Annotated in this window: 25 protein-coding genes and 2 pseudogenes; 15 read left to right on the plus strand and 12 right to left on the minus strand. The window is 71.5% G+C overall.

Translation table 11 applies throughout. The annotated features are described in order from the left end of the window. Positions 1-30: 30 nt before the first annotated feature. The gene (locus tag AB0B01_RS14945) at positions 31-795 is read right to left on the minus strand and encodes a GntR family transcriptional regulator (RefSeq protein WP_123080305.1); all 765 of its coding nucleotides are present in this window, start codon (positions 793-795) and stop codon (positions 31-33) included. Positions 796-1,085: 290 nt separating this feature from the next. Between AB0B01_RS14945 and AB0B01_RS14950 the strand changes: the two genes are divergently transcribed. The 4 genes from AB0B01_RS14950 (at position 1,086) to AB0B01_RS14965 (ending at position 5,916) form a co-directional block, all read left to right on the plus strand. After that, complete coding sequence (locus AB0B01_RS14950) at positions 1,086-2,372, plus strand: extracellular solute-binding protein (RefSeq protein ID WP_361717807.1); 1,287 nt, start codon at positions 1,086-1,088, stop codon at positions 2,370-2,372. Positions 2,373-2,494: 122 nt separating this feature from the next. After that, on the plus strand, positions 2,495-3,508 hold the full coding sequence (locus AB0B01_RS14955; RefSeq protein WP_361717810.1) for a sugar ABC transporter permease: 1,014 nt from the start codon (positions 2,495-2,497) through the stop codon (positions 3,506-3,508). Positions 3,509-3,564: 56 nt separating this feature from the next. Then, positions 3,565-4,401 (plus strand): carbohydrate ABC transporter permease, encoded by an 837-nt coding sequence (locus AB0B01_RS14960; protein WP_361717897.1) that lies wholly within the window; start codon positions 3,565-3,567, stop codon positions 4,399-4,401. 6 nt (positions 4,402-4,407) lie between these two features. Next, positions 4,408-5,916: a glycoside hydrolase family 3 protein gene (locus AB0B01_RS14965; protein ID WP_361717813.1), complete on the plus strand. Its 1,509-nt coding sequence runs from the start codon at positions 4,408-4,410 to the stop codon at positions 5,914-5,916. Positions 5,917-6,001: 85 nt separating this feature from the next. On the opposite strand, the gene nagB is transcribed toward AB0B01_RS14965, so the two are convergent. Together nagB and AB0B01_RS14975 are read right to left on the minus strand one after the other, a co-directional pair. Then, positions 6,002-6,787 carry a glucosamine-6-phosphate deaminase gene (gene nagB, locus AB0B01_RS14970; RefSeq protein ID WP_361717816.1) on the minus strand — a complete coding sequence of 262 codons (786 nt, stop codon included), beginning with the start codon at positions 6,785-6,787 and terminating at the stop codon, positions 6,002-6,004. 251 nt (positions 6,788-7,038) lie between these two features. Beyond that, positions 7,039-7,263 (minus strand): annotated as a pseudogene (locus AB0B01_RS14975) (SDR family oxidoreductase); the annotation flags it as partial. On the opposite strand from AB0B01_RS14975, the pseudogene AB0B01_RS14980 reads away from it, so the two are divergent. Both AB0B01_RS14980 and AB0B01_RS14985 read left to right on the plus strand, forming a co-directional pair. After that, positions 7,217-7,393, plus strand: a pseudogene (locus AB0B01_RS14980) (TetR/AcrR family transcriptional regulator); the annotation flags it as partial. The pseudogenes AB0B01_RS14975 and AB0B01_RS14980 sit on opposite strands and share 47 nt — an antisense overlap. 410 nt (positions 7,394-7,803) lie before the next feature. Continuing rightward, positions 7,804-9,273, plus strand: coding sequence for a PAS domain-containing sensor histidine kinase (locus AB0B01_RS14985; RefSeq protein ID WP_361717900.1), 1,470 nt, complete (start codon positions 7,804-7,806; stop codon positions 9,271-9,273). Positions 9,274-9,458: 185 nt separating this feature from the next. Here the strand turns inward: AB0B01_RS14985 and AB0B01_RS14990 are convergent, their stop codons facing one another. Together AB0B01_RS14990 and AB0B01_RS14995 are read right to left on the minus strand one after the other, a co-directional pair. Further along, the gene (locus AB0B01_RS14990) at positions 9,459-9,716 is read right to left on the minus strand and encodes a WhiB family transcriptional regulator (RefSeq protein WP_003953983.1); all 258 of its coding nucleotides are present in this window, start codon (positions 9,714-9,716) and stop codon (positions 9,459-9,461) included. A gap of 322 nt (positions 9,717-10,038) precedes the next feature. After that, complete coding sequence (locus tag AB0B01_RS14995) at positions 10,039-11,004, minus strand: diacylglycerol kinase family protein (RefSeq protein ID WP_361717819.1); 966 nt, start codon at positions 11,002-11,004, stop codon at positions 10,039-10,041. Positions 11,005-11,088: 84 nt separating this feature from the next. Between AB0B01_RS14995 and AB0B01_RS15000 the strand changes: the two genes are divergently transcribed. Then, positions 11,089-11,526: a hypothetical protein gene (locus AB0B01_RS15000; protein WP_361717822.1), complete on the plus strand. Its 438-nt coding sequence runs from the start codon at positions 11,089-11,091 to the stop codon at positions 11,524-11,526. 40 nt (positions 11,527-11,566) lie between these two features. Here AB0B01_RS15000 and AB0B01_RS15005 read toward each other — a convergent pair whose 3' ends face one another. The 3 genes from AB0B01_RS15005 to AB0B01_RS15015 form a co-directional block, all read right to left on the minus strand. Continuing rightward, positions 11,567-12,646 carry an RNA polymerase sigma factor SigF gene (locus AB0B01_RS15005; protein WP_361717825.1) on the minus strand — a complete coding sequence of 360 codons (1,080 nt, stop codon included), beginning with the start codon at positions 12,644-12,646 and terminating at the stop codon, positions 11,567-11,569. After that, entirely contained in the window at positions 12,643-13,056 is a 414-nt protein-coding gene (locus AB0B01_RS15010; protein WP_030153599.1) for an anti-sigma regulatory factor, read from the minus strand. Before AB0B01_RS15010 ends, AB0B01_RS15005 begins: the two co-directional genes overlap by 4 nt. Positions 13,057-13,260: 204 nt before the next feature. Continuing rightward, positions 13,261-13,521: a UBP-type zinc finger domain-containing protein gene (locus tag AB0B01_RS15015; protein ID WP_361717828.1), complete on the minus strand. Its 261-nt coding sequence runs from the start codon at positions 13,519-13,521 to the stop codon at positions 13,261-13,263. Positions 13,522-13,585: 64 nt separating this feature from the next. Between AB0B01_RS15015 and AB0B01_RS15020 the strand changes: the two genes are divergently transcribed. Further along, positions 13,586-15,166 carry a Na+/H+ antiporter gene (locus AB0B01_RS15020; protein ID WP_361717831.1) on the plus strand — a complete coding sequence of 527 codons (1,581 nt, stop codon included), beginning with the start codon at positions 13,586-13,588 and terminating at the stop codon, positions 15,164-15,166. On the opposite strand, the gene AB0B01_RS15025 is transcribed toward AB0B01_RS15020, so the two are convergent. Further along, positions 15,145-16,083 carry a pyridoxal-phosphate dependent enzyme gene (locus AB0B01_RS15025; RefSeq protein WP_361717834.1) on the minus strand — a complete coding sequence of 313 codons (939 nt, stop codon included), beginning with the start codon at positions 16,081-16,083 and terminating at the stop codon, positions 15,145-15,147. The genes AB0B01_RS15020 and AB0B01_RS15025 overlap by 22 nt on opposite strands. A gap of 48 nt (positions 16,084-16,131) precedes the next feature. Continuing rightward, entirely contained in the window at positions 16,132-16,722 is a 591-nt protein-coding gene (locus tag AB0B01_RS15030; protein WP_361717837.1) for an N-acetylmuramoyl-L-alanine amidase, read from the minus strand. A gap of 281 nt (positions 16,723-17,003) precedes the next feature. Here AB0B01_RS15030 and AB0B01_RS15035 point away from each other — a divergent pair, with 281 nt between their 5' ends. From AB0B01_RS15035 to AB0B01_RS15055, 5 genes are all read left to right on the plus strand, one after another. Beyond that, positions 17,004-18,410, plus strand: a complete 1,407-nt coding sequence (locus AB0B01_RS15035) for a family 2B encapsulin nanocompartment shell protein (protein ID WP_361717839.1) — start codon at positions 17,004-17,006, stop codon at positions 18,408-18,410. A gap of 1 nt (position 18,411) precedes the next feature. Further along, positions 18,412-19,449 carry a family 2 encapsulin nanocompartment cargo protein polyprenyl transferase gene (locus AB0B01_RS15040; RefSeq protein WP_361717842.1) on the plus strand — a complete coding sequence of 346 codons (1,038 nt, stop codon included), beginning with the start codon at positions 18,412-18,414 and terminating at the stop codon, positions 19,447-19,449. Between the two features lie 154 nt (positions 19,450-19,603). After that, a complete protein-coding gene (locus tag AB0B01_RS15045; RefSeq protein WP_361717845.1) occupies positions 19,604-20,197 on the plus strand; it encodes a GNAT family N-acetyltransferase in 594 nt (197 codons plus the stop codon). 122 nt (positions 20,198-20,319) lie between these two features. Beyond that, the gene (locus tag AB0B01_RS15050) at positions 20,320-20,904 is read left to right on the plus strand and encodes a dihydrofolate reductase family protein (RefSeq protein WP_361717848.1); all 585 of its coding nucleotides are present in this window, start codon (positions 20,320-20,322) and stop codon (positions 20,902-20,904) included. A 36-nt stretch (positions 20,905-20,940) separates the two neighbouring features. Further along, positions 20,941-21,147 carry a hypothetical protein gene (locus AB0B01_RS15055; protein ID WP_361717851.1) on the plus strand — a complete coding sequence of 69 codons (207 nt, stop codon included), beginning with the start codon at positions 20,941-20,943 and terminating at the stop codon, positions 21,145-21,147. Here AB0B01_RS15055 and snpA read toward each other — a convergent pair. Beyond that, on the minus strand, positions 21,144-21,779 hold the full coding sequence (gene snpA, locus AB0B01_RS15060) for a snapalysin (protein ID WP_361717903.1): 636 nt from the start codon (positions 21,777-21,779) through the stop codon (positions 21,144-21,146). The two genes, AB0B01_RS15055 and snpA, sit on opposite strands and share 4 nt — an antisense overlap. Before the next feature lie 246 nt (positions 21,780-22,025). Here snpA and AB0B01_RS15065 point away from each other — a divergent pair, with 246 nt between their 5' ends. After that, a complete protein-coding gene (locus tag AB0B01_RS15065; protein WP_361717854.1) occupies positions 22,026-22,958 on the plus strand; it encodes a LysR family transcriptional regulator in 933 nt (310 codons plus the stop codon). A 19-nt stretch (positions 22,959-22,977) separates the two neighbouring features. Here AB0B01_RS15065 and AB0B01_RS15070 read toward each other — a convergent pair whose 3' ends face one another. Next, a complete protein-coding gene (locus AB0B01_RS15070; protein ID WP_361717857.1) occupies positions 22,978-23,388 on the minus strand; it encodes a VOC family protein in 411 nt (136 codons plus the stop codon). A gap of 315 nt (positions 23,389-23,703) precedes the next feature. Between AB0B01_RS15070 and AB0B01_RS15075 the strand changes: the two genes are divergently transcribed. Continuing rightward, positions 23,704-24,618: a DUF4097 family beta strand repeat-containing protein gene (locus AB0B01_RS15075; RefSeq protein WP_361717860.1), complete on the plus strand. Its 915-nt coding sequence runs from the start codon at positions 23,704-23,706 to the stop codon at positions 24,616-24,618.

A 24,618-nucleotide genomic window follows, 5' to 3' on the forward strand; every position in this document is an offset into this window, starting at 1 on the left:
CCGTCCGCAATCCGGTACCGGGGCCGGCGGTCAGACGGCGGGGCGCTGGAGGCGGGCGACGAACTTGTAGCGGTCGCCGCGGTACACCGACCGCACCCACTCGACGGGTTCGCCGTCCGCGTCCAGGGAGTGCCGCGAGAGCATCAGCATCGGCAGGCCGACGTCGGTGCCGAGCAGGCCCGCCTCGCGCGGGGTGGCCAGCGAGGTCTCGATCGTCTCCTCGGCCTCGGCGAGGCGGACGTCGTACACCTCGGCGAGGGCGGTGTAGAGGGAGGTGTACTTGGCCAGCGAACGGCGCAGCGCGGGGAAGCGCTTGGCCGAGAGGTGGGTGGTCTCGATGGCCATGGGCTCGCCGCTGGCCAGGCGCAGCCGCTCGATGCGCAGGACCCGACCGCCGGTGGCGATCTTGAGCAGGCCGGCCAGGGTGTCGTCGGCCGTCACGTAGCCGATGTCCAGGAGCTGGGAGGTGGGCTCCAGCCCCTGGGCCCGCATGTCCTCCGTGTACGAGGAGAGTTGGAGCGGCTGGGACACCTTCGGTTTCGCGACGAAGGTGCCCTTGCCCTGGATGCGCTCCAGGCGGCCTTCCACGACGAGCTCTTGCAGCGCCTGGCGCACGGTGGTCCGCGAGGTGTCGAATTCGGCCGCGAGCGTGCGCTCCGGCGGCACGGGGGTGCCGGGGGGCAAGGTCTCGGTCATGTCGAGCAAGTGCCGTTTGAGTCGGTAGTACTTGGGCACCCGCGCCGTGCGAGTGGCCGCCCCGCCTTCCGGCTCGGTGGTCGCCCCTTCGGTGGCCATCGCCGCCCGCCTTCCCGACTCCAGTTTCGCTGCCGTCACCGGCTCCTCCGATATGTGCGGTCACATGGTGACACGGGCGGGAGGACAGGCCTCCTCCCTCCCCCAGGTGTCGGTCCGGTAACGGACCCGGCACCCGCTCATTAGACCCTTGACACCCCTAAAGGTCTAGGCCAAGCTCCGGTTACTGGTCTAAACCAATGCGGATCAGATCCCGGCCCCAGGGCAGTACTTGGTGCATGTCACCGCGGCGGGCGAGGGAAGGTGCAGGCAGCATCCCTGAGGAGGGTGGCGTGAAGCGCAAGCTCATCGCGGCGGTCAGTGTCGCGGGCATGATGGTCGGGGTCGCGGCGTGCGGCGGCAACGACGGCGACGGCAAGGGGAAGACCGACGCGGGCGGCGCCAAGGAGATCACCGTCTGGGTGATGGACGGCTCCGCGCCGAAGGCCTGGATCGACGAGGTCAACAAGGAGTTCTCGGCCAAGCACCCGGGCGTCACCGTCAAGGTGGAAGAGCAGCAGTGGAAGGGCATCCAGGAGAAGGTCACCACGGCCCTCTCCGAGGACACCCCGCCGGACGTCCTGGAGCTCGGCAACACCCAGGCCGTCGGCTACGCCGTCACCGGCGGCCTCGCCGACCTGACCAAGGACAAGGCCAAGCTCGGCGCCGACGCCTGGCAGAAGAGCATGCTCGCCTCGGCCGAGTACGAGGGCAAGCTCTACTCCGCCCCGTGGTACGCCGCCAACCGCGTCGTCGTCTACGACAAGAAGGCCTTCGCGAAGGCCGGCGTCACCCCGCCGACCACCCGTGACGAGTGGATCGCCGGCCTGGAGAAGCTGAAGGCCGCCGACCCCTCCTCGCAGCCCATCTACCTGCCCGGCCAGAGCTGGTACGTCCTCGCCGGACTCGTCTGGGACGAGGGCGGCGACCTCGCCGTCAAGGACGGCGGCAAGTGGAAGGGCGGACTCGGCACCCCCCAGGCCGCCTCCGCCATGGAGTTCTACAAGAAGCTCCAGTCCTACTCGACCGCTCCCAAGGACAAGGACGAGGCCACCCCGCAGCAGTCCACCGACATCGTCCCCAAGGGCGGCGTCGCCTCCTGGATCGGTCTCGGCTGGGAAGCCGGCGGAGCGGAGAAGGCCCTGAAGGAGGCGGGCAAGGAGGCCGACTTCGGCTACTTCCCGATCCCGGGCAAGACCGCCGACAAGCCGGGCACCGTCTTCCTCGGCGGCTCGAACCTCGCCGTCGCCGAGCGCTCCAAGAACAAGGAGCTCGCCAAGGAGTGGCTGGCCCTCGCCGCCGGCAAGGACCAGATGACCAAGTACGCCGCCGAGACCAAGGGCGCGCTGCTCCCCAACCAGGCGGCCGCGAACTTCACCCCCGCCGCGGGCTCCTTCGCGGAGGCCATGGGCAAGGCCAGCGTCAACGGCAAGATCACCCCGGTCACCCCGAACTGGGCGAACGTCGAGACCGAGCCCAACCCGGTCAAGGAGTTCATGACCAAGGTGCTGAAGGGTGAGGACGCCGCCAAGGCGGGCGAGGCCGCGGACAAGGACATCGCGAGCCGCCTCAACAAGTAGCACCCGACGTACCGGCAGTGAACGCACCGGGGTGTGCGGCCGGCGCCCGCGCGCCCGCCGCACCCCCGGTCGCGCTTGGACAGACGTAGGCGACGCCCGAACGCAGCCGAGGTAACCACGACATGACCGTGCACTCCCAAGGAGCGGTGACCGCTCCACAGGACGCACCACCCACGTCCGCCGGACGGCAGCAGACGCCGCCCCCCGCCGGGACCACCCCGCCGCCTCCCGGCCGCGGCAGGACCTCCCGCCCCACCGGCTGGCTGCCCTACCTGCTGATCGGGCCGGCCGTCCTCAGCCTGGCGACGCTGCTGCTGTACCCGCTGGCCAAGAACGTGATCCTGTCCTTCCAGAAGGTCGACAAGATCGAGTTCATCCAGCGGAAGTCGCCCTTCAACGGCGTCGCGAACTACACCCAGCTGCTCGGCGACACGCACTTCTGGACCGTCGTCCTGCGCACCTTCGCCTTCACCGCCGCCAACGTCGTGCTGATCATGGTGATCGGCAGCCTCGTCGGCATCCTGCTGAACCGGCTCGGCAGGTGGATGCGTCTGGTCCTCTCGATGGCGCTGGTGATGGCCTGGGCCATGCCCATCGTCGCCTCCGTCACCGTCTTCCACTGGCTGTTCGACGAGCAACTCGGCGTCATGAACTGGGTGATGCGCACCCTCGGCTTCTCCGGCTACGAGCAGCACAACTGGTTCGAGACCGGCCTCTCCACCCTGACGATCATCACGGTCCTGGTGGTCTGGGGCTCCGTCCCCTTCGTCGCCCTCAACATGTACGCCGGCCTGACCACGGTCAGCGGCGAACTGTACGAGGCCGCGCGCATGGACGGCGCCAACGGCTGGCAGACCTTCTGGCAGGTCATCTTCCCCAACCTCAAGCCGTTCTTCCTCGTGACGACCTTCCTTGAGGTGATCTGGGTCTTCAAGGCCTTCACCCAGGTCTACGCGATGAACAAGGGCGGCCCCGACCGCGCCTCCGAGACCCTTCCCGTCTTCGCGTACGTCGAGGGCCAGAGCCAGGGCCACTACGCCCTCGCCGCGGCGATCTCCGTCCTGACGATCGTGATGCTCGTGATCGTCATGTCCTTCTACTTCCGCCTGATCCTGAAGCAGGAGGAGGAGCAGTGAGCACGACCACCGCGCCGAAGCCGGTCTCCCAGGCCGCCCCGACCCCTGCCCGGCAGCTGCGCACGCGCCGCCCGCTGCGCCCGGGGACCCTCGCCAAGAACCTCGGCGCCCTGCTCCTGGCCGCCGTCTTCGTCTTCCCCGTCTACTGGATGTTCTCCTCGGCGCTCAAGCCGTCCGGCGAGATCCTCTCCAAGGACCCGGTCTTCGTCTTCACCCCGACGCTGGACAACTTCACCAAGGCCACCGGCGTCGAGCTGTTCTGGACCTACGTCACCAACAGCCTGGTCGTCACCGTCGGGGCCGTCCTGCTCGCCCTGGTCGTCGCGCTCGCCGCGAGTTTCGCGATCGCCCGGATGAAGTTCAAGGGCCGCAAGGGCCTCGTTCTCGCCGTGATGATGGCCCAGATGGCCCCCTGGGAGGTCATGGTCATCGCGATGTACATGATCGCCCGCGACGCCGAGACGCTGAACAGCCTCCCGCTGCTGACCGCCATCTACTTCGTGATGGTCCTCCCCTTCACCATCTGGACCCTGCGCGGCTTCATCGCCGCCGTCCCGGTGACCCTGGAGGAGGCCGCCCAGATCGACGGCTGCACCCGCGGCCAGGCCTTCCGCAAGGTGATCTTCCCGCTGCTCGCGCCGGGCCTGATGTCCACCTCGCTCTTCGGATTCATCACCGCCTGGAACGAGTTCGCGATGGTCCTGATCCTGAACAAGGACAAGACCGCGCAGACCCTCCCGCTGTGGCTGACCCAGTTCCAGACGGCCTTCGGCAACGACTGGGGCGCCACCATGGCCGCGTCCACGCTCTTCGCGCTCCCGGTCCTGGTGATCTTCATCTTCCTCCAGCGCAAGGCCGTCGGCGGGATGACCGCCGGCGCCGTGAAGGGATAACGGCCCATGACTGTCCTTGCGCACCGCACCACCGCGTCCGGTCCGGACGACGGCCTCACCCGCGACGCCCTCGCGGTCCTCCAGCCCGGCTTCGAGGGCACCACCGCCCCCGCCTGGCTGCTGCGCAGGATCGGCGAAGGCCTCACCTCCGTCGGCCTGTTCGGCCGCAACATCGCGTCGACCGGGCAACTCGCCGCGCTCACCGCGCAGCTGCGCGCCGAGCGCGACGACGTCCTCGTCGCCATCGACGAGGAGGGCGGCGACGTCACGCGCCTGGAAGTACGCGGCGGCTCGTCGTTCCCCGGCAACCTGGCCCTCGGCGCCGTCGACGACACCGCCCTGACCCGCGGGGTCGCCCGCGAGCTGGGCCGCAGGCTCGCGGAGTGCGGGGTCAACCTCAACTGGGCCCCGTCCGCCGACGTGAACTCCAATCCGGACAACCCCGTCATCGGCGTACGGTCCTTCGGGGCCGACACCGCCCTCGCCGCCCGGCACACCGCCGCGTACGTCGAGGGCCTCCAGGCCGCCGGGGTCGCCGCCTGCACCAAGCACTTCCCCGGTCACGGGGACACCAACGTCGACTCCCACCACGCGCTGCCCCGCATCGACGTGGACCTCGACACCCTCCAGGTCCGCGAGCTCATCCCCTTCAAGGCCGCCATCGAGGCCGGCACCCGGGCCGTGATGAGCGCGCACATCCTGGTGCCCGCCCTCGACCCGACCCGCCCCGCCACGCTCAGCCCGCAGATCCTGACAGGCCTGCTGCGCAAGGAGCTCGGCTACGAGGGCCTGATCGTCACCGACGGCATGGAGATGAACGCCATCGCCGGGACGTACGGCATCGAACGCGGCTCGGTCCTCGCCATCGCGGCCGGCGCCGACGCCATCTGCGTCGGCGGCGGGCTCGCCGACGAGGCCACCGTGCTCCGGCTGCGCGACGCCCTGGTCGCGGCCGTACGGGAGGGGACGCTCCCCGAGGAGCGGCTCGCCGACGCCGCCGCCCGGGTACGGGAGCTGGCCGCCTGGACCCGGCAGGCCCGGGCAGCAGCCGCCGTGCCGGGCGCGCCGGAGGGGGGTGCGCCCGGCATCGGCCTGGCGGCGGCCCGCCGCGCGCTGGCCGTGACGGGCGCCGCCGCACCGGTGTCCGCCCCGTACGTCGCCACCCTCGCGCCCGTCGCGAACATCGCGGTGGGCGACGAGACCCCGTGGGGCCTGGCCGCCGAACTGGCCGCGCTGGTGCCGGACACCGCCTCGGGCGTTTACCCGGAGGGCGCCTCGGCCCGGGACGTCCTGGCGGCGGCGGGCAGCCGCACCGTGGTCGCGGTGGTCCGCGACGCGCACCGGCACCCCTGGATGGCCGAGGCCCTGGACGCGCTGGTCGCGGCCCGGCCGGACACCGTGGTGGTCGAGATGGGCCTCCCGCGGGCCGAGCCGCGCGGGGCCCTCTACATCGCCACCCACGGCGCCTCCCGCGTCTGCGGCCGCGCGGCGGCGGAGGTCATCGCGGGGGTGTAGCGGGGCTGCCGCCGCCGCCCGGCGGCAGCCCGTACACGACGGAGGGCCGGACCCGCGACAGGGGTCCGGCCCTCCGCACGTACGGCTACAGGCCCTGCCAGGCGGGCTTGTCGGCGTAGGTGTGGCGGAAGTAGTCGGCCAGCTTCAGCTTCGAGGCGGCGGCCTCGTCCACGACGACGGTCGCGTGCGGGTGCAGTTGGAGCGCGGAGGCCGGGACGAGGGCGGACAACGGGCCCTCGACGCTCTGCGCGACGGCCTCGGCCTTGCCCTCGCCCGTGGCCAGGAGCACCAGGTGGCGGGCGTCGAGTATGGTCCCGATGCCCTGGGTGATGACGTGGTGCGGCACCTGGTCCAGGTCGTCGTCGAAGAACCGCGCGTTGTCGACGCGGGTCTGCTGCGTCAGCGTCTTGATGCGGGTGCGGGAGGCCAGCGAGGAGCACGGCTCGTTGAAGCCGATGTGCCCGTCGGTGCCGATGCCCAGCAGCTGGAGGTCGACCCCGCCCGCCTCGGCCAGGGCCCGGTCGTACGCCTCGCACGCGGCGACGATGTCCTCGGCCGAGCCGTCCGGGCCCATGAAGGAGGCCTCGGAGAGGCCGAGCGGCTCGACGACCTCGCGCAGCACGACCGCGCGGTAGGACTCGGGGTGTCCGGCCGGCAGGCCGACGTACTCGTCGAGCTGGCAGATCCGGGCCCGGGAGGCGTCGACCTCACCGGCCCTGACCTTGGCGGCGAGCGCTTCGTAGACGGGCAGCGGGGTCGAGCCGGTCGCCACGCCGAGCAGGGCGTCCGGCTTGCGGCGTACCAGGGCGGCCATGGCCTCCGCGATGAGCTCGCCGCCTGCCTTGGCGTCCGGGACGATGACAACTTCCACGCGGGGCCTGCCGATCTGGAGTGCGGTGGTGTGGTATAGACCAATCTAGCAGAGCCCGGGCACCGCGGGCAGGGGCTCAGGGGGCTCCCGACCCCCTTTCCCATGGTGGTCCGGATCCCCGTCCGCGGCCTCCCGGCCCGGGCTCCGCGGCTCCGCTCAGAGCAGCGCGAGCTGCAGGCCGCCGGTGGCGTCCAGGTGAGCTCGGTGTCGGTGATGCCGGGACCGACGGAGTTCACCGTGATCCCGCGCGGCGCCAGGTCGGCCGCCAGGAACCGGGTCAGGGCGTTCACCGCGCCCTTCGCCGCGATCGTGGCCGGGATGGCGGGCAGGGCGATCCCGGGGGTGCCGGTCACGTTCACGATCCTGCCCCCGTCGCGCAGCCGCCCCAGCCCGTGCCGGATCACGAAGAACGGCGCCTTCGCGTTGAGGGCGTGGATCCGGGCGGACGTCGCAGCCGGCGTGCTGCCCGTCGGCACGGACGTGGGGGCGCCGGCCCGCCATGCGCCGGCCGTCCTCATCGGGATGTCCCAGCAGGCGAGCGACGGCGCGGGGCGGGCGGAGCTGGAGGCGGTGGCGGAGCCGGCCGTACGGGCCTGGCCGCAGTAGCGGACGCCGTACCGGAGTCGCGGGGGCGATCTCCGTACGGGCCGCCTGGCCTCGGTACGGTCGCCGGTTCCTCTGGGCCACGGTGCCAGGACGGGACCCTCAACCCGTCCGGCACCGTAGCCCGGAGTACTTACGGCCGGCGGGTGTGCGGTTCCCGCGGCCGGGGGAGGTGCCTGCGCGGTCAGGGCAGAGCGCGCGGCTACCTCTATCCGTCCTCCTGTGCGGGGAGGGCGGAAGATTATGGCAATTGTGGACTAGACCAATCTGTTCTGTCCATCCAATGACGGGGTCTGCACACCCGTCACTTCCTCCAACAGTACGCGTCCCGGACCCCTCCTGGATACTCCTGAGTAGGGCGGCGTGTGGAATGTCATGGCCCCTACCCGGGGTACGCTCGCCACGTGCCCTCCATGAACGACCTCGTACGCCAGCACACCGCTCTCGGTGAAACCGACCTGGAGTGGCTGCACCTGCTGGTTTCGGAGTGGCAGCTGCTCTCCGACCTGTCCTTCGCCGACCTCGTGCTGTGGGTCCCCACCCTGGACGGCACCCGGTACGTCTCGGTCGCGCAGATGCGCCCGAACACGGGTCCGACCTCCTACCAGGACGACATGGTCGGCCACCTGGTGCCCCGCGGCCGGCGCCCGCTGCTCGACGCCGCCCTCGACGAGGGCCGGATCGTGCGCGAGGGCGACCCGGAGTGGCGCGAGGAGGTGCCCGTACGGGTCGAGTCCATCCCCGTGCGCCGCGAGGGCCGGGTCCTGGGCGTGATCGCCCGCAACACCAACCTGCTCACGGTGCGCACCCCGAGCCGGCTGGAGCTGACGTACCTCCAGTCCGCCTCCGACCTCGCCCAGATGATCGCCGCCGGCTCCTTCCCGTTCCCCGGGCAGCAGGTCGACATGGACGCCTCCCCGCGGGTCGGGGACGGCCTGATCCGCCTCGACGCCGACGGCGTGGTCACGTACGCGTCCCCGAACGCGCTCTCCGCCTACCACCGCCTGGGGCTCGCCTCGGACCTGGTCGGCCAGCACCTGGGCACCACCACCGCCGAACTGGCCCCTTCCCGAGGCCCGGTGGACGAGGCGCTCGTCAAACTCGCCAGTGGCTGGGCCCCGCGCGAGACGGAGATCGAGGGCAACGGCGGGGTCATCCAGCTGCGCGCGATCCCGCTCAAGCCCAAGGGGATCCGGATCGGCTCCCTGGTCCTGTGCCGTGACGTCACCGAACTGCGCCGCCGCGAAAGGGAATTGATCACCAAGGACGCGACCATCCGGGAGATCCACCACCGGGTGAAGAACAACCTGCAGACCGTGGCCGCCCTGCTGCGCCTCCAGGCCCGCCGGATGGACTCCGAGGGCGGCCGCGAGGCCCTCAACGAGGCCGTCCGCCGGGTCGGTTCGATCGCCATCGTCCATGAGACGCTGTCTCAGAACCTGGACGAGCGGGTGGAGTTCGACGAGATCGCCGACCGGGTCATCGCGATGGTCTCGGAGATCTCCCCGGGCAAGGTGGACTGCCGGCGCACCGGCCGCTTCGGGATCCTCGACGCAGAGGTCGCCACACCGCTGTCGATGGTGCTGACCGAGATCCTGCAGAACGCCCTGGAGCACGCCTTCACCCAGGGGGAGGGCGGCACCGTGGAGGTGTCCGCGACGCGCACCGGCACCGGCCGCGCCGACGCCCGGCTGCTGATCACGGTGCTCGACGACGGCTCGGGCCTGCCGGAGGGATTCGACCCCCAGCGCGCCGGCAATCTCGGGCTGCAGATCGTACGCACCCTGGTGGAGGGCGAGCTCGGCGGCACCTTCGACATGGTCCGGGCCGAGCCGCGCGGCACCAGGGTGGTCCTGGACGTCCCGGCCAGCCCGCAGAAGTAGCACGGCCGCGGTCGCGCGGGAGGCGGACGGCCGACCGTCACTCAGCGTGAGCGAAGGAGTCCCCTCGGCGCCCCGCACAGCACTGAGCCCCGGACCGAAGGGTTCCCGGTCCGGGGCTCAAGAGCACGTTGCTGAGCGCTTGTACGGTGTTACTACGCGCTGCGTCGAGGCTCGAAAGTCGAAGGTCAGGCGCTGGCGTTGCGCGCCCGGTTGCGAGCGGCGCGGCGCTTCATGGCGCGGCGCTCGTCCTCGCTGAGACCGCCCCAGACGCCGGAGTCCTGACCGGACTCAAGCGCCCACTGCAGGCACTGCTCCATGACGGGGCAACGGCGGCAGACGGCCTTGGCTTCCTCGATCTGCAGCAGCGCAGGACCGGTGTTGCCGATGGGGAAGAAGAGTTCCGGGTCTTCCTCACGACAAACGGCGTTGTGACGCCAGTCCATGGCTGCTCCATCTCCTTGTATTGCGGGCAGGTTGCTTGTGAATGTGAACGCTTTCACGAATCCCCCCGTGAGGGAAGGGCGACCATCCAGTCACCTGGAAGGTCAGTCGAAGATTCGTGGTGGGGTTCTGGCGGTCTGTTGGGGTGCCGGGTTCTGCGGGCCGTCCCGATCGCCATGAAGAGATTCGCAAACCTCGGACGGGGATACAACCCCTTCCGGAAAGTTTTTTTTGATTCGTCGGTGTCTACTAGGTCACAGCCCTACATCGTGAGGGTGGACCGGCGTGTAAACGTTCGAGTGAAAGGACTTTGGGCCCTTCCACTCACACAATCACACGCAGTGCACGGCGTACGCCTGTGAACCGAACGCTGGTCCGCAGGCCGAGATGGTCGCCGTCCATCTGGAAGGGGAGGGGAACCTTCGAATGCAAGGTGAAGTCGGTCAGATCGTGCAGAGACACCGCGTGCTTGCCCTGGGGACCGCGCTCAGGAGTCGAGGTCAGGAGCTGTGTCGCGTACCGCGCGACGGCCGGAGTTGACAAACGGTCCAGCGCCAATACGTCAAGTGCAGTATCGAACGAGGCCTCCGGCGAGGCGTACAGCGGACGATTGCCCAGATACGTCCAGGGCGAGGTGTTGCAGACTATCGACAGCACCAGATCGGCGACGGGATCCGCGCCGGGGCGCTCCAGCGTGATCGTTCCGTGCCGCCGGTTCGGCTCATCCCAGAACTGGCGCATCAGCTGCCGTACATACAGGGCGTGCGTCGAACGCTTGCCGCGCTCGCGCTGCTGCTCGACCCGCCCCACCACACCCGCGTCGAAACCGAAGCCCGCGCAGAAGGTGAACCAGCGCGCGGGGACCGACTCGTCCTCCGTGCCCGGGGTGCCGGCCGCAAGGCCGAGCCCCACCGAGCGCTCGCGCCGCTCGCGCAGTGCGTCCAGCAGGGCGCCGGTCGCCTCGACCGCGTCATTGGGCAGGCCGAGCGCGCGGGCGAAGACATTGGTGGAACCGCCGGGGACCACCGCCAGCCCGGGCAGCCGCTCCGGATCGGGCCCGCTGTGCAGCAGTCCGTTGACCACCTCGTTGACCGTGCCGTCGCCGCCCAGCGCCACGACGAGGTCGATGCCGTTCTCCGCGGCCTTGCGCGCCAGGTCCCGGGCGTGTCCCCGGTACTCGGTGGTCACCGCCTCCAGCTTCATCTCGCTGGCCAGGGCGTGGGTGAGCACATCACGCGTGCGCGCACTCGTGGTCGTCGCTGCTGGGTTGGCCACGAGAAGTGCACGCATGCACGTCAGCCTACCGACCCGTCCATGGGCCGCCCATACTGCCCGTCCCGTCCGGACCCGGGGGCACGCGGCTACCCTGCTGGGGTGAGTACCAAGCCCACCCCCGCCCCGGCCCGGACGAGCGCCCCGCTGCCCCGCCGACTGACCGCCGCCGCCGCGCTCACCGCCCTGGAGGGCCTCGCGCTGGCCGGCCTCGGCGCCTACCTGTTGTTCGTGGGCATCGCCGGCGACCCCGACTCCCCGCAGCAGGCCGAGACCGGCGGGATCACGGTGCTCGTGCTCGCCGCGCTGCCCCTGCTCGCGGCCCGCGGGCTGCGCCTGGCCCGCCGCTGGAGCCGGGGCCCCGCGCTGATCACCCAGCTGATGGCGCTGCCGGTGGCGTGGACCCTGTACACCACCGGCGGGGCGATGATCGCCGCCGCCGTCGCGCTGGCCCTGTCCGCCGTGGCGGTGGTGGCGCTGCTGGTGAACCCGACGGCCACCGAGGCCCTGGGCATCGGGCCCGGCGAGCAGACCCGATGACCCCTCCAGGTGCGTACCGGTAGCCCCGTACGCACCTGTCCTACTCCTCGACCAGCAGCTTCTCGCGGAGCTGCGCCAGGGTGCGAGCCAGCAGGCGCGAGACGTGCATCTGGGAGATGCCGACCTCCTGCGCGATCTGCGACTGGGTCATGTTGCCGAAGAAGCGCAGCAGCAGGATCCGCTTCTCCCGCGGCGGCAGCCCCTCCAGCAGCGGCTTGAGCGACTCGCGGTACTCGACGCCTTCCAGCGCCTCGTCCTCCGCGCCCAGGGTGTCCGCGACCGCCGGCGACTCGTCGTCCGTGTCCGGGACGTCCAGCGAGAGCGTGCTGTAGGCATTGGCCGATTCCAGCCCCTCCAGCACCTCCTCCTCGGAGATCCCGAGCCGCTCGGCCAGCTCGTGGACCGTGGGGGAGCGGCCGTGCTGCTGGGACAGCTCGGCCGTGGCCGTCGTCAGCGAGAGCCGCAGCTCCTGCAGCCGCCGCGGTACGCGTACCGCCCACCCCTTGTCCCGGAAGTGGCGCTTGATCTCGCCGACCACCGTCGGGGTCGCGTACGTGGAGAACTCGACCCCGCGGTCCGGGTCGAACCGGTCCACCGACTTGATGAGGCCGATCGTGGCTACCTGCGTCAGGTCGTCCAGCGGCTCGCCGCGGTTGCGGAACCGCCGGGCCAGGTGCTCGACCAGCGGCAGGTGCATCCGCACGAGCCGGTTGCGCAGCTCGGCCTTCTCCGGCGAGCCGTCGGGCAGCGCCCGCAGCTCGACGAACAGGGCCCGCGCCCCGCTGCGGTCCCGTGGATCCGGCAGCACCGAAGCGGGCACCGGGAGGACCGGCGCCTGATCGGTGTCCGGATCCGTGTCCGTCGGCGCGTCCGTCACCGGCCCCGCGTGCTGCTCCGGGGCTGCGGCAGCGGCCCCGGGTGGCTGCGCCGCCAGTGGTTCTTCGTGCTGGTTCTCGCTCATAGGGCCCGCCCGTCGCTCCGCCGAGTCCAAAAAGCCGTCTTCCGCATCCGCGTCAGCCGGGTGCGGCCGGGCGTGCTGCTGCTCCGGGATGCCGCCGTCGACCTCGTGCCGTACCCGGGGCCGATCCCCGCCCCGCACCGGGACCTCCCCGCCGCTCACGCCGGGCCTGGACCCGCGCCGCGCTGCTTGTAGAGGCTGATGCTCACCGTACGGTCCTCCTCGACCGTCGACTCGACCTTCCCGGCCAGTGCGGACAGGACGGTCCAGGCGAACGTGTCGCGCTCCGGCGCACGCCCGTCGGTGGTCGGCGCCGAGACGGTCACCTCCAGCGAATCGTCGACCAACCGGAACACGCAGCTGAGGACGGAGCCGGGCACGGCCTGCTGGAGCAGGATCGCGCAGGCTTCGTCCACCGCGATGCGGAGGTCCTCGATCTCGTCGAGGGTGAAGTCCAACCGTGCCGCGAGACCGGCCGTGGCCGTGCGCAGCACTGACAGGTAGGCACCCGCAGCGGGCAGCCGGACTTCCACGAAGTCCTGGGTCCCGGGCTCGCCTGCGATCTGGGACACCCTCACCTCCAAGGTGGTACGAGCTCTGTTCGCCGGTGACGCTACCGCGATCCGGGCGATCGTGTCGCGGCACCCCTCATGACGCCCGCTGCGGACACCCTCGCCTACGGCCAGTGACTGATGGTATGCCCATGGGTACGCACAGTGGCTAGGGGTCTGCGGGTCCAAATCGGGGGAACCGGCGGAGGGTTGAACTACCCCGCCTCAGACGATCGAACCGTCGACAAAACACCACCGCCAGGTCTCGCCCGGTTCGAAGCTGCGCATCACCGGATGGCCGGTGGCCTGGTAGTGCGCCGTGGCGTGCCGGTGGGGGGAGGAGTCGCAGCAGGCGACGTACCCGCACCCGAGGCACATCCGCAGCTGGACCGGGTGACTGCCGAGCACCAGACATTCCGGGCAGGTCTGGGCAGCCGGGACAGGCTCGGGGCGCGGCAGTTCGGGAACATGCGTGCACTCGCTCATGATGGCCAGCGTACTGAGGTGCGGGCGCCCGAGGACGACCAATACTGAGGAGAATGGATCTTCGATGGAGGTATTGCCGCTGGTGGCGCTGGTGGCGGGCAGCGCGGTCGTCGCGGGGGCCGCTCGCCGTACGCCGGTGCCGGCGCCGCTGCTGCTGGTCGCGGTCGGGCTGATCGCCTCGTACATCCCGGGGCTGCCCCCGTACGGCCTCGATCCGCACATCGTGCTGCCGCTGCTGCTCCCGCCGCTGCTCCACACGGCCGCCGTCGACAGCTCGTACCTGGACCTGCGGGCCAACGTACGGCCGGTCGCGCTGCTGTCGGTGGGTTACGTGCTCTTCGCGACGCTCGCCGTGGGCTGTGCGGCGTACCTGGTGGTGCCCGGACTGTCGCTGCCCGTGGCGCTGGTGCTGGGCGCGGTGATCGCGCCGCCCGACGCGGTGGCCGCGACCGCGATCGCGCGCAGGCTCGGGCTGCCGAACCGGATCACGACCATCCTGCAGGGCGAGTCCCTGGTCAACGACGCCACCGCCATCACCGCGTACAAGGTGGCGCTGGCCGCGGCCGTGGGCACCGGCGTGGGCTGGGCGGGCGGCATCGCGGAGTTCCTGCTCGCCTCGGTGGGCGGGATCGGGGTGGGCCTGGTGCTGATGGTGCCGATCCACCACCTGCGCAAGCGGCTGCGGGAGCCGCTGCTGCAGAACACCCTGTCGCTGCTGATCCCCTTCGTGGCGTACGCGGCGGCCGAGCGGGTGCACGCCTCGGGCGTGCTCGCGGTGGTCGTGGTGGCGCTCTACCTCGGGCACCGCAACTGGCAGGTCGACTTCGCCACCCGGCTCCAGGAGGAGGCGGTGTGGAAGATGGTCGCCTTCATCCTGGAGTCGGTGGTCTTCGCGCTGATCGGGCTCCAGCTGCCGGTGGTGCTGCGGGGGCTGGAGGAGTACGAGGGGCTGCACGCGGCCTGGTACGCGCTCGCGGTGTTCCTGGCGGTGGTGGTCGCGCGGTTCCTCTGGGTGTTCCCGGCCACCTTCGTACCGCGGTGGGTGTCGCAGCGGATCCGGGAGCGGGAGCCGGACACCACCTGGAAGGCGCCGGTGGTGGTGGGCTGGGCCGGGATGCGCGGGGTGGTCTCGCTGGCGATCGCCTTCTCGGTGCCGATGAGCGTCCCGCACCGGAACCTGATCCTCTTCCTCACCTTCACGGCGGTGATCGGCACGCTCGTGGTGCAGGGGCTGACGCTGCCGCCCCTGATCCGGCTGCTGCGGCTGCCCCAGCGGGACCGGCAGCAGCAGACCCTGGCGGAGGCCCAGGCGCAGAACGAGGCCTCGCGGGCGGCGGAGGAGCGGCTCGCGGAGATGCTGGCCGAGCCGGAGAACGCACTGCCGCCGCCGCTGGCGGAGCGGCTCCGCACGGTGATGGAGCGGCGGCGCAACGCGGTGTGGGAGCGGCTGGGCGAGACCAACCCGGTCACCGGCGAATCCGCCGACGACGTCTACCGGCGCCTCGCCCGCGAGATGATCGCGGCGGAGCGGGAGGTGTTCGTGTCCCTGCGCGACCGGCGCCGGATCGACGACGAGATGCTGCGGGGCCTGCTCCGCCGCCTGGACCTGGAGGAGGCGGCGGCCTACCGCGAGGAAGGGGCCTGATCCCGGGCCTGGGGGCGGCCGGTGATGACGGCCGTCAGGGTGGTGCCGCGGGGGAAGGCGCCGGACGCGGTGAGGGCGGCCAGGGCCCAGAGCAGTTTGGCCACGTAGATCCGCTCGACCGGGATGCCGTGCCGCGCCTCGAAGTCGGCGGCGAAGGCCTCCAGCTCGGCGGGGACACGGGCGTAGCCGCCGTGGTGGAAGCCCTCCGCCAGGCTCCATTCCCCGGCCGGGCCGCCGAAGGCCGCCCGCTGGAGGGAACGTATCTCCTCCGCGAGGAAGCCCCCGGCCAGCACCGGCACGCCGAGGGCCCGCTGGCCGGGGGCGAGGCCGGCCGCCAGGCCTGCCAGGGTGCCGCCCGTACCGCAGGCCACCGCCACCACCTCGCCCGCGCCGTGCAGCTCGCGCCCCAACTCCGCACAGCCGTGCAGGGCGAGGGCGTTGCTGCCGCCTTCCGGGACCGGGTACGCGGCGTCGGCGCCGGCCGCGGACAGCAGCCGGGCCAGCACCTCGGGGTCGGACTTGCGCCGGTACTCCGCACGGGAGACGAAGTGCAGCCGCATCCCGTCCGCCGCGCACCGGCCGAGGGAGTCGTTGAGCGGCCGGCCGGCCAGCTCGTCGCCGCGGACGATGCCGACGGTGGCCAGCCCCAGCAGCCGCCCGGCCGCGGCGGTGGCCCGCAGATGGTTGGAGTACGCCCCGCCGAAGGTCACCAGCGCCGGAAACCCCCCGGCGACGGCAGCCCGCAGATTCGGCGCGAGCTTGCGCCACTTGTTGCCGGGCAGCTCCGGGTGGACGAGGTCGTCCCGCTTCAGCACCAAGCACACCCCGTGCCGCTCGAACCGCTCGTCGCGGAGCTCCTCCAGGGCGGAGGGCGGCCGGGGCTGCAGGAGCACGTCAAGGTACGCGGGGCGGTTCACTCGTCCATTGTCGCGGGAGGGGGCGCGGGCGGGTGGCGCGACTTCTGGTCATTTGAGGCGGTTCGCCACGCGGGCGCGGAAGGAGTCCATCGTGAAGCCCTTCGGGTCGATCTTGCCCGGCTGCCATTCGAGGTGGCCGATCACCGAGCGTTCCGTCCAGGTGTGGACCCGGCAGAGGGCCGCCGCCGCGCGGGCCATGGCGTCGAGCTGGACCTCCGGCCAGGGGTCCTCGCCGTCGCCCAGGTTCTCGCATTCGAAGCCGTAGAAGTGGCGGTTGCCGTCGGTGTTCGCGTGGTGGTCCGGGGGGAGCCGCCTTTCCGCGATCACCGCCGCCAGGACGTCGGAGTCGCCCGCGCCCGCGTGGTTGGCGCGGCCGTAGCCGACCAGGTGGACCCGGCCGTCCTTGGTGATCACGCCGTGGCAGAGCGGGCCGGGCAGGGCCTCGTCGCCGTCGCGGCAGAGCTGCACGGTGTAGGCCGTGCCGTGGGTGACGGTGTGGTGGACCATCACCCCGTGCACCGGGCCCCAGGGGCCTTTGTGGTTGCGGTTGTGGGTGCGCCAGGCGCCGACCTCGACGACGGTCAGACCCTCGTTGCGCAGGGCGTTGATGAACCGGCTCGCGGACATGGGTGCGGACACGGCCGCCTCCTCTCCGGTGCACGGCGGTCACGTCACGTGGCCGCCTCGTTACAGACCGGTGTAGTGGAGGCCACCCTTCCGGGCTAGTGCCTTCGTACGGTGAGCGAGCGAATCCGGACAACCGGGCAGCGTCCTGCCGCAGCGGCGAGGGGTCCCTTACGGGCGGGAAGGGTGCCCACTCCGCGGGCGGGGTAGTCCCACACTTTTGTGTAATGGTCCCACCACGCTCCGTGCTGAAAAGCTGCTCCCGCAGATCCATGGAGTGATCGAAGGGGAAACACATGTCGGTCCAGGCGGGTTCCGAAACCGAGGCCCAGGCCCCCCAGCGGAGTCTTGGCACCTCGGCCGCGCGGAACTTGGCGACCACGACCAAGTCCGCGCCGCAGATGCAGGAGATCACCTCGCGGTGGCTCCTGAAGGCGCTCCCGTGGGTGTCCGTCCAGGGCGGCACGTACCGGGTGAACCGGCGCCTGAGCTACACGGTCGGTGACGGACGTGTGGAGTTCATCAAGACCGGGACGCAGGTCCAGGTCATCCCGGCCGAGCTCGGCGAGCTCCCCCTGCTGCGCACGTACGAGGACCTGGACGTGCTCACCGAGCTCGCCCAGCGCTGCCGTCAGGTCGACTTCGAGGCCGGCCAGGAGCTGACCTCCTTCGGCAGCTCCTCCGACCGCGTGTTCCTGCTCGCCCACGGCCGGATCGAGCAGATCGGGCCCGGCCCGTACGGCGAGGACGCCGTCCTGCGGACGGTCGCCGACGGCGCCTACTTCGGCGAGGACTCCCTCGTCGACGAGGAGGCGATCTGGGAGTACACCGCCCGCTCCGTCACCTCCGGCACCGCGCTCGTCCTGACCCGCCAGGACTTCCGGCTGCTCGCCGACCGCGTCGACTCGCTGCGCGCGCACGTGGAGGGCGCGCGCTCGCTGCCTGCCCAGCGCACCAACGCGTACGGCGAGGCCGCGATCGACCTCTCCGCCGGCCATCAGGGCGAGGCAGTCCTCCCCGGCACCTTCGTCGACTACGAGGCCAGGCCGCGCGAGTACGAACTCTCCCTTGCACAAACGGTCCTGCGCGTGCACACCCGCGTCGCCGACCTGTACAACCATCCGATGAACCAGACCGAGCAGCAGCTGCGGCTCACGGTCGAGGCGCTGCGTGAGCGCCAAGAGCACGAGATGGTCAACAACCGCGAGTTCGGCCTGCTCCACAACGCCGACTACGACCAGCGCATCCAGCCCCACGACGGCGTGCCCAGCCCCGACGACATGGATCAGCTGCTGAGCATGCGGCGCGGTTCCAAGCTCTTCCTCGCCCACCCCAAGGCCATCGCCGCCTTCGGCCGCGAGTGCAACAAGCGCGGGCTGTATCCGGAGGCGGTCGACGTCGGCGGACACCGGCTGGCGTCCTGGCGGGGCGTGCCGATCTTCCCGTGCGACAAGATCCCGATCAGTGACGCGCGTACGACGTCCATCCTCTGCATGCGCACCGGCGAGGAGGAGTCGGGCGTCATCGGCCTCCACCAGCCGGGCATCCCCGACGAGATCGAGCCGAGCATGTCGGTGCGCTTCATGGGCATCAGCGAGCAGGCGATCATCTCGTACCTGGTCACCGCCTACTTCTCCGCCGCGGTGCTGGTGCCGGACGCCCTCGGCGTCCTGGAGAACGTCGAGATCGCCCGCTGGCGCTGAAATGATCACCACCGGTGAGGGGCAGGAAGCCGCGGCCCTGCTGGAGCGGGCAAGAGAAACGGTCAACCCGGAATTGCGCCGGACGGTCGAGGGGCTGCCCGGTGCGATGCGGCGCGTGGCGATGTACCACTTCGGCTGGGAGCAGGAGGACGGCACCCCGGCGGCCGGCCACGCGGGCAAGGCCATCCGGCCCGCCCTGGTGCTCGCCGCGGCCCAGGCCCTGCAAGGCCCGCACACGGCCCCCGCGGAGGGCGCGGTGCGGGCGGCGGTGGCCGTGGAACTGGCGCACAACTTCACGCTGCTGCACGACGACATCGTCGACCAGGACGTGCGGCGCCGGGGCCGCGCCACGGCCTGGACCGTCTTCGGGACACCGGACGCGGTCATCACCGGCGACGCGATGATGGCGCTCGCGCTGCGGCTGCTGGCCCAGGATCCGCATCCCGCCTCGGCGGCGGCCTCCTCGCGGCTCGCCACCTGCGTCATCGAGCTGTGCGCGGGACAGCAGGCGGACTGCGCCTTCGAGCAGCGGCCGTACGTCTCGCTCGACGAGTGCCTGAGCATGGCCATGGCCAAGACCGGCGCCCTGCTGGGCTGCGCGTGCGCACTCGGCGCCCTGTACGCGGGCGCCGGGCCGGACGAGGCCGACGCGATGGACGCCTTCGGGCGCGAGGCGGGTCTGGCCTTCCAGCTGATCGACGACCTGATCGGCATCTGGGGGGATCCCGGGCATACCGGCAAGCCCGCCGGGGTCGATCTGCTCGCCCGGAAGAAGTCCCTGCCGGTGGTGGCCGCCCTCACCTCCGGCACCGCGGCGGGCGAGGAACTGGCCGCCCTGTACGCGGGTCCCATGACCGGGGGCGACGTGCGCAAGGCTGCCGATGCGGTGGACCGGGCGGGCGGCCGCGACTGGGCGCAGGCCCATGCCGCGGACCGGATGGGCCGGGCGGTGCAGCAGCTGTCGCGGGCCGTGCCGGACCTCGCGGCGGCGGGCGGGCTGCTCGCGCTGGCGGAGTACGTCACACGGCGCACCAGGTGAGGCCGTGGGAGGGAGCGCGGCGGCAGGAGGAGGGGAAGCGCGGGACGCAAGCCCTGTTCCGGCACCGCATGGTGCCGGAACAGGGCTTTCCGCTGGTGCGGGCCAACTCTAGGATCACTCGCGGTCGTTGACGCGTGAGCGAAGGGTGTGGCCAGTGGGACTGGAGATACGTCAGGCGCAGCAATCGGACCGCGACGCGGTGGCGCGGCTGCTCGACGAGGCCTTCCGCACCGACCCCGTGAGCAGCTGGGTCTTCCCCGACCCGGAGCACCGGGCCGCCGTGCACGGCGCATTCCTGGGCGTGTTCGTGGACGTGGCGCTGGAGGAGGGCCGGATCGACTACGCGGCCGACGGCTCGGCGGCCGCCCTCTGGCTGCGGATCCCGGCCGGCGAGCCGGAAGGCGAGGACGAGGTCCCGGCCCGGATGCGGGCGGTGGCCGACCCCGGCAACGAGCGGTGCGAGCTGGTCGGACGGCTGACGGGCGCCGTGCACCCGACGGCCGAGGAGCACGAGTACCTGCTGATGATCGCGGTGGCCCCGGACCGGCAGGGCCAGGGGCTGGGGACCGAGCTGATCAGGCCGGTGCTGGAGCGCTGCGACCGGGACGGCGTGCCGGCGTACCTGGAGGCGAGCAGCGAGCGGAGCCGGGGGCTGTACGAGCGGCTCGGCTGGGAGTTCACGGGGACGGCGGTGCAACTGCCGGACGGCCCGCAGATGTGGCCGATGTGGCGCAAGCCGCGGGGGTAGGGGGAGCACTCGTCGCCGGGCGGCCGGGTGGCCCTCGTCCACCGTTGCCTAACCACTACAAGTGAAGTACTTTATGTGACGTGACCCGGGAGCCGGGGCGCCGTCGAACGGAAGAGAATCGCTTGCGCAAGCTCACGTACTTCATCGCCACGACGGTCGACGGGTTCATCGGAGCCCCGAACGGCGACGCGGACTTCATCTACGCGTTCCTCGACCCCGAGTTCATCGACCACCTGAAGGCCGAATATCCCGAGACGGTTTCCGGCCAGGGCCGCAAGCAGCTCGGGATCGAGGGCGTCGCGCCGAAGCGGTTCGACACGGTGCTCATGGGGCGGGGTACCTACGAGCCGGGCCTCAAGGCGGGCATGGCCAGCCCGTACGGGCACATGCGCGAGCAGTACGTCGTCTCGCGCTCCCTCACGGAGGCCCCCGACCCCGAGGTACAGCTGATCAGCGGGGACGTCGCGGCCCGGGTCCGCGAGCTCAAGGCACAGGACGGGCTCGACATCTGGCTGTGCGGCGGCGCGGACCTCGCGGCCCAGCTGGTCGACGAGATCGACGAGTACATCGTCAAGACGTACCCGGTCGTGGTGGGCACCGGCATGCCGATGTCCCGGGCCGGCTTCGGCGTGCGCCCGCTGGAACTGACCGGCTGCGTGGCCCTCGGCGGAGGCCAGGTCATCACCTCGTACACCGTCAAGCGCTGACCCGCCGGAGACGGAAAACCGGCCTACCGTGGAGGTATGGCCGGTGAGCAGCAGCACGAGCACGAGCACGAGGCGGTCGCCCCGCAGGCCGGGCACGTGGAACACACGTGCCCGGGCTGCGGGCGCCCCGTCGAGACCGTCGTCCGGCGGCGCAAATCGCTCGGGATCTTCGTCCCGGAGTGGGCGCCGGGTCCCTGCCGGAACCCGGACTGCCCGCGGTACGTTCCCCTGGTGGCCGGTTAGCTCTTCGTGCCCAGGCCGGAGGCGGCGAGGCCGTTCGCCCACAGCTGGTTCACGCGCGCCCGCTCGGTGCTGTTCGGGTAGGCGTTCTGGCAGGAGGTGCCCGGACCGCCGCCCGACATCAGCTCGGAGCACGGGCCCGAGTAGTGATCGGGCAGGCCGAGCACGTGGCCGGTCTCGTGCGCGGTCACCCGGGTGGAGTTGTACTGCTGGTTCTGCTGGTAGTCGAGGAAGATGTAGCCGCGGCCGTGCCCGTCGGTGCTCGCGTACGAACCGCGCGAGTCACTGCCCTCGTAGTACGCGAAGTTCCCGCCGGAGGAGACCTCCTGCAGCTTCACGTTGGACACCGAGCTGTTCCATATCTGGGTGGAGCGCGATATCTGGCTGCGGAAGCTGGGCGCGTTGCGGGTGTTGTACGTGACGGTCACCGCCAGGAGCCCCGGGTTCGCGGCGCGCTGCTCGGCGACCGAGCGCTGCACGGCCTCGAAGAAGGCGCGGTTCGCTTCCTGGTTCTCCTGGGAGCGCTCGTAGGCGGCGTACGTCGCGGGGCTGCCGGTGGGGGCGGCGGCGCTCGCGGTGGGCACGACACCGCCGAGGGCGGCGGCGAGCCCGAGGCCGATGGCGGTGGCGAGCATGGCCTTGCGGGAGGTGCGGGGCATGCCGGAGGGGCGCATGTGGGGGGCTCCTACTCATCCGGTGTGGGGGGTGGGTCGTTCCGGTACCGGAGTCTGGGGGAGCAGGAGCGGTCGGCGGATGATGTCAGCCACCGATAGCGCCGGACTATCGGCAGGATTTCAGGCGGCAACTTCCGTGAAATTGGCGTGATTCGATGGGGTGTCAGTGGCTGGTGCGGTCGGCGGGGGCCGCCCTACCCTCTGGGCATGGAGCTTGAGGTCAGGCACTTGCGCGCCCTGTGCGCCATCGCCGACGCCGGCAGCCTGCACAAGGCGGCGCGGCAGCTCGGCGTGAGCCAGCCCTCCCTGACGACCCAGCTCCAGCGGATCGAACGCGCCTTGGACGGCGAGCTGTTCCTGCGCGAGCGCACCGGCTGTCGCCCCACCCCGTTCGGCCGCACCGTACTCGGGCGGGCCCGGCCGCTGCTCGACGAGATGACCGCCCTCGTCGCCGAGGCCAGGGCACTGGCCCGCGGGCCGCGCCTGCGCATCGGCTCGACGGCCAGCCGCGCTCTGCCCGGATGGCTGCGCAGACTGCACCGGCGGCATCCGGACACGGAGACCTCACTGGTGGTGGACGTCTCCCCGAACGCCCTGCTGCGGATGGTGGCTTCGGGACAGCTCGACGTGGCGTTCGTGCACGAGGTCGAGGGCAGCCCGCTGCGGGTGCCGGCCGGGCTGGAGCTGCGGGTCCTGATGGAGCGGGAGCCGCAGTTCGTGTCGATGGCCCTGGACCATCCGGCGGCGCGGCGGCCCGTGGTGGAGTTGGGGGACCTCGCGGCCGACCGGTGGACCGTGGACCCGTCCGTGGACGGGGAATGGGACGGGCTGCGGCGGGTGTTCGCCCGGGCCGGGCTGGATCCGCCGGTGCTGCACGCCGATTACCACACCGCGGCCTCCCTGATCGTCTCCGGTGAGGCGGTCGCCCCCTGCCAGCCGACCTCGGGGCCGCGGGAGGGCATGGCGATCCGGCCGCTCTCGGGCGACCCGCTGGCGGTCCGGCTGCTGCTCGCGACGCGGCCCGGCGCGCATGCCGAGGTGTACGAGGACCTGCGGGCGGCCTACCGCGAGGCCGCCCTGCGCACCCCGCCGTACCGGGCGTGGCTGCACCACCATGCGAGTCCGCTGCTGGCGGCGTAACCGCGCCCGGGGCGGAGGGCTAGGGGCGGGCGTAGGGCCGGGTCATGACCTCCAGGTTGTGGCCGTCCGGGTCGGCGAAGTAGGCGCCGCGGCCGCCGAACAGCCTGTTGATGCGGCCGGGCTCGGTGTGGCCGGGGTCGGCGTAGTAGGTGACCCCGACCGCTTCCAGGCGGGCGATCACCCCGTCGAACCGCTCCTCGGCGACGAGGAAGGCGTAGTGCTGCGACTGGATGGGCTCGTCGCGCTTCTCGTAGTAGTCGAGGGTCACCCCGTTGCCGAGGTCGACGGGCAGGAACGGCCCGAACGGCGCGCCCACCTCCAACCCCAGGACCACGGCCAGGAACTCGGCCGACAGCCGCCGGTCACTGGCGTAGACGGCGGTGTGGTCCAGGCGGACGGGCGGCTGCGGGTGGTGCTGTGCGTCGTGCATGAGTGGTGTGTGTCTCCGTGTCTCGGATGCGCTGGGACGGCGCCGCGCAAGGGCGCCGGGGCAAAGAGGACGCGGAAGGGCGGCGGGGCTCTGGCCCGCCCCGTGCTCACGCCGAGGCCGGGAATCCCACTCGTGCATGGCTCAAGGCCGACCCGGCAGTCACCCGCCCGACTGTAGTGATCATCACGGCTCGTTGCAACGCAGTTCCGAGCCTCCGCGCAACCGCTGCGGCTCTTGACTTCGACCATCCGCGATATATCGTGTTCTTCGAGAGACGCGATATGTTGCGCGAGTCCGTACGCCCAGGAGGGCCCCATGGCAGAGCAGAAGACGTGGTCCGTCGCCGCACCGCAGAAGCTCACCTTCGACGAGCCGGTGACCGAAGTCCGCGTCCGGGTCGTCGCCGGCACGGTCAACGTCGTCGCCGACGAGGGCCCGGCCCGGTTGGAGGTGGCCGAGGTCGACGGGCCGCCCCTCTACGTGGTGCAGGAAGCCGGCGCCCTCACCGTCTCCTACGAGGACCTGCCCTGGAACGGGTCGCAGGGCTTCAAGAAGTGGTTCGAGGGCAAGCCGTGGAAGGCCTGGACCGGTTCGGGCTCCGGCCGCAAGGCGTGGGAGCGCAGCGTCACCGTCACGCTCACCGTCCCCGCCGCCACCCGCGTGCAGCTCGCCACCGTCAGTGCCGCCGCGGTGGTCTCCGGCATCGCGGGCGGCACCGAGCTCAACGGGGTCTCCGGGGATGCCACGCTGGTCGGGTTGTCCGGCAGCGTCAAGGCGCACACCGTCTCCGGCAGCGTCGAAGCCCAGTCCGTCACCGGCGAGCTCGCGTTCCACTCGGTCTCCGGCGGCCTGACGGTGGTCGACGGCTCGGGCGTGAGCGTACGGGCCGACTCGGTCAGCGGGGACATGCTCATCGACCTCGATGCCGATCCGGCGGCCCCCCGCCCCGTGGACATGACCCTCAGCTCCGTGTCCGGGCAGGTCGCCATCCGGCTTCCGCACCCGGCGGACGCACGGGTGGAGGCCAACACCGCCACCGGCGGGATCTCCAACGCCTTCGAGGACCTGCGGGTCTCCGGCCAGCTGGGCACCAAGCGGATCACCGGCACCCTGGGCTCCGGCACCGGGACCCTGCGCGCCACCACCGTCTCGGGCGCCATCGCCCTGCTGCGCCGCCCTGCCGCCGATGCCCCGGCCGCGCCCCTCGTGCTCGACAAGAAGGTGCTCTGA

The sequence above is a fragment of the Streptomyces sp. NPDC044571 genome (assembly GCF_040647115.1).
Classification (GTDB): Bacteria; Actinomycetota; Actinomycetes; order Streptomycetales; family Streptomycetaceae; genus Streptomyces.

What these genes read in the sequence shown, in the direction of transcription:
- AB0B01_RS14945 (WP_123080305.1), bottom strand. Translation starts at nt 795, where the DNA reads ATGGCCACCGAAGGGGCGACCACCGAGCCGGAAGGCGGGGCGGCCACT.
- AB0B01_RS14955 (WP_361717810.1), top strand. Translation starts at nt 2,495, where the DNA reads ATGACCGTGCACTCCCAAGGAGCGGTGACCGCTCCACAGGACGCACCA.
- AB0B01_RS14965 (WP_361717813.1), top strand. Translation starts at nt 4,408, where the DNA reads ATGACTGTCCTTGCGCACCGCACCACCGCGTCCGGTCCGGACGACGGC.
- AB0B01_RS14985 (WP_361717900.1), top strand. Translation starts at nt 7,804, where the DNA reads ATGAACGACCTCGTACGCCAGCACACCGCTCTCGGTGAAACCGACCTG.
- AB0B01_RS14990 (WP_003953983.1), bottom strand. Translation starts at nt 9,716, where the DNA reads ATGGACTGGCGTCACAACGCCGTTTGTCGTGAGGAAGACCCGGAACTC.
- AB0B01_RS14995 (WP_361717819.1), bottom strand. Translation starts at nt 11,004, where the DNA reads ATGCGTGCACTTCTCGTGGCCAACCCAGCAGCGACGACCACGAGTGCG.
- AB0B01_RS15015 (WP_361717828.1), bottom strand. Translation starts at nt 13,521, where the DNA reads ATGAGCGAGTGCACGCATGTTCCCGAACTGCCGCGCCCCGAGCCTGTC.
- AB0B01_RS15020 (WP_361717831.1), top strand. Translation starts at nt 13,586, where the DNA reads ATGGAGGTATTGCCGCTGGTGGCGCTGGTGGCGGGCAGCGCGGTCGTC.
- AB0B01_RS15035 (WP_361717839.1), top strand. Translation starts at nt 17,004, where the DNA reads ATGTCGGTCCAGGCGGGTTCCGAAACCGAGGCCCAGGCCCCCCAGCGG.
- AB0B01_RS15040 (WP_361717842.1), top strand. Translation starts at nt 18,412, where the DNA reads ATGATCACCACCGGTGAGGGGCAGGAAGCCGCGGCCCTGCTGGAGCGG.
- AB0B01_RS15055 (WP_361717851.1), top strand. Translation starts at nt 20,941, where the DNA reads ATGGCCGGTGAGCAGCAGCACGAGCACGAGCACGAGGCGGTCGCCCCG.
- snpA (WP_361717903.1), bottom strand. Translation starts at nt 21,779, where the DNA reads ATGCTCGCCACCGCCATCGGCCTCGGGCTCGCCGCCGCCCTCGGCGGT.
- AB0B01_RS15065 (WP_361717854.1), top strand. Translation starts at nt 22,026, where the DNA reads ATGGAGCTTGAGGTCAGGCACTTGCGCGCCCTGTGCGCCATCGCCGAC.
- AB0B01_RS15070 (WP_361717857.1), bottom strand. Translation starts at nt 23,388, where the DNA reads ATGCACGACGCACAGCACCACCCGCAGCCGCCCGTCCGCCTGGACCAC.
- AB0B01_RS15075 (WP_361717860.1), top strand. Translation starts at nt 23,704, where the DNA reads ATGGCAGAGCAGAAGACGTGGTCCGTCGCCGCACCGCAGAAGCTCACC.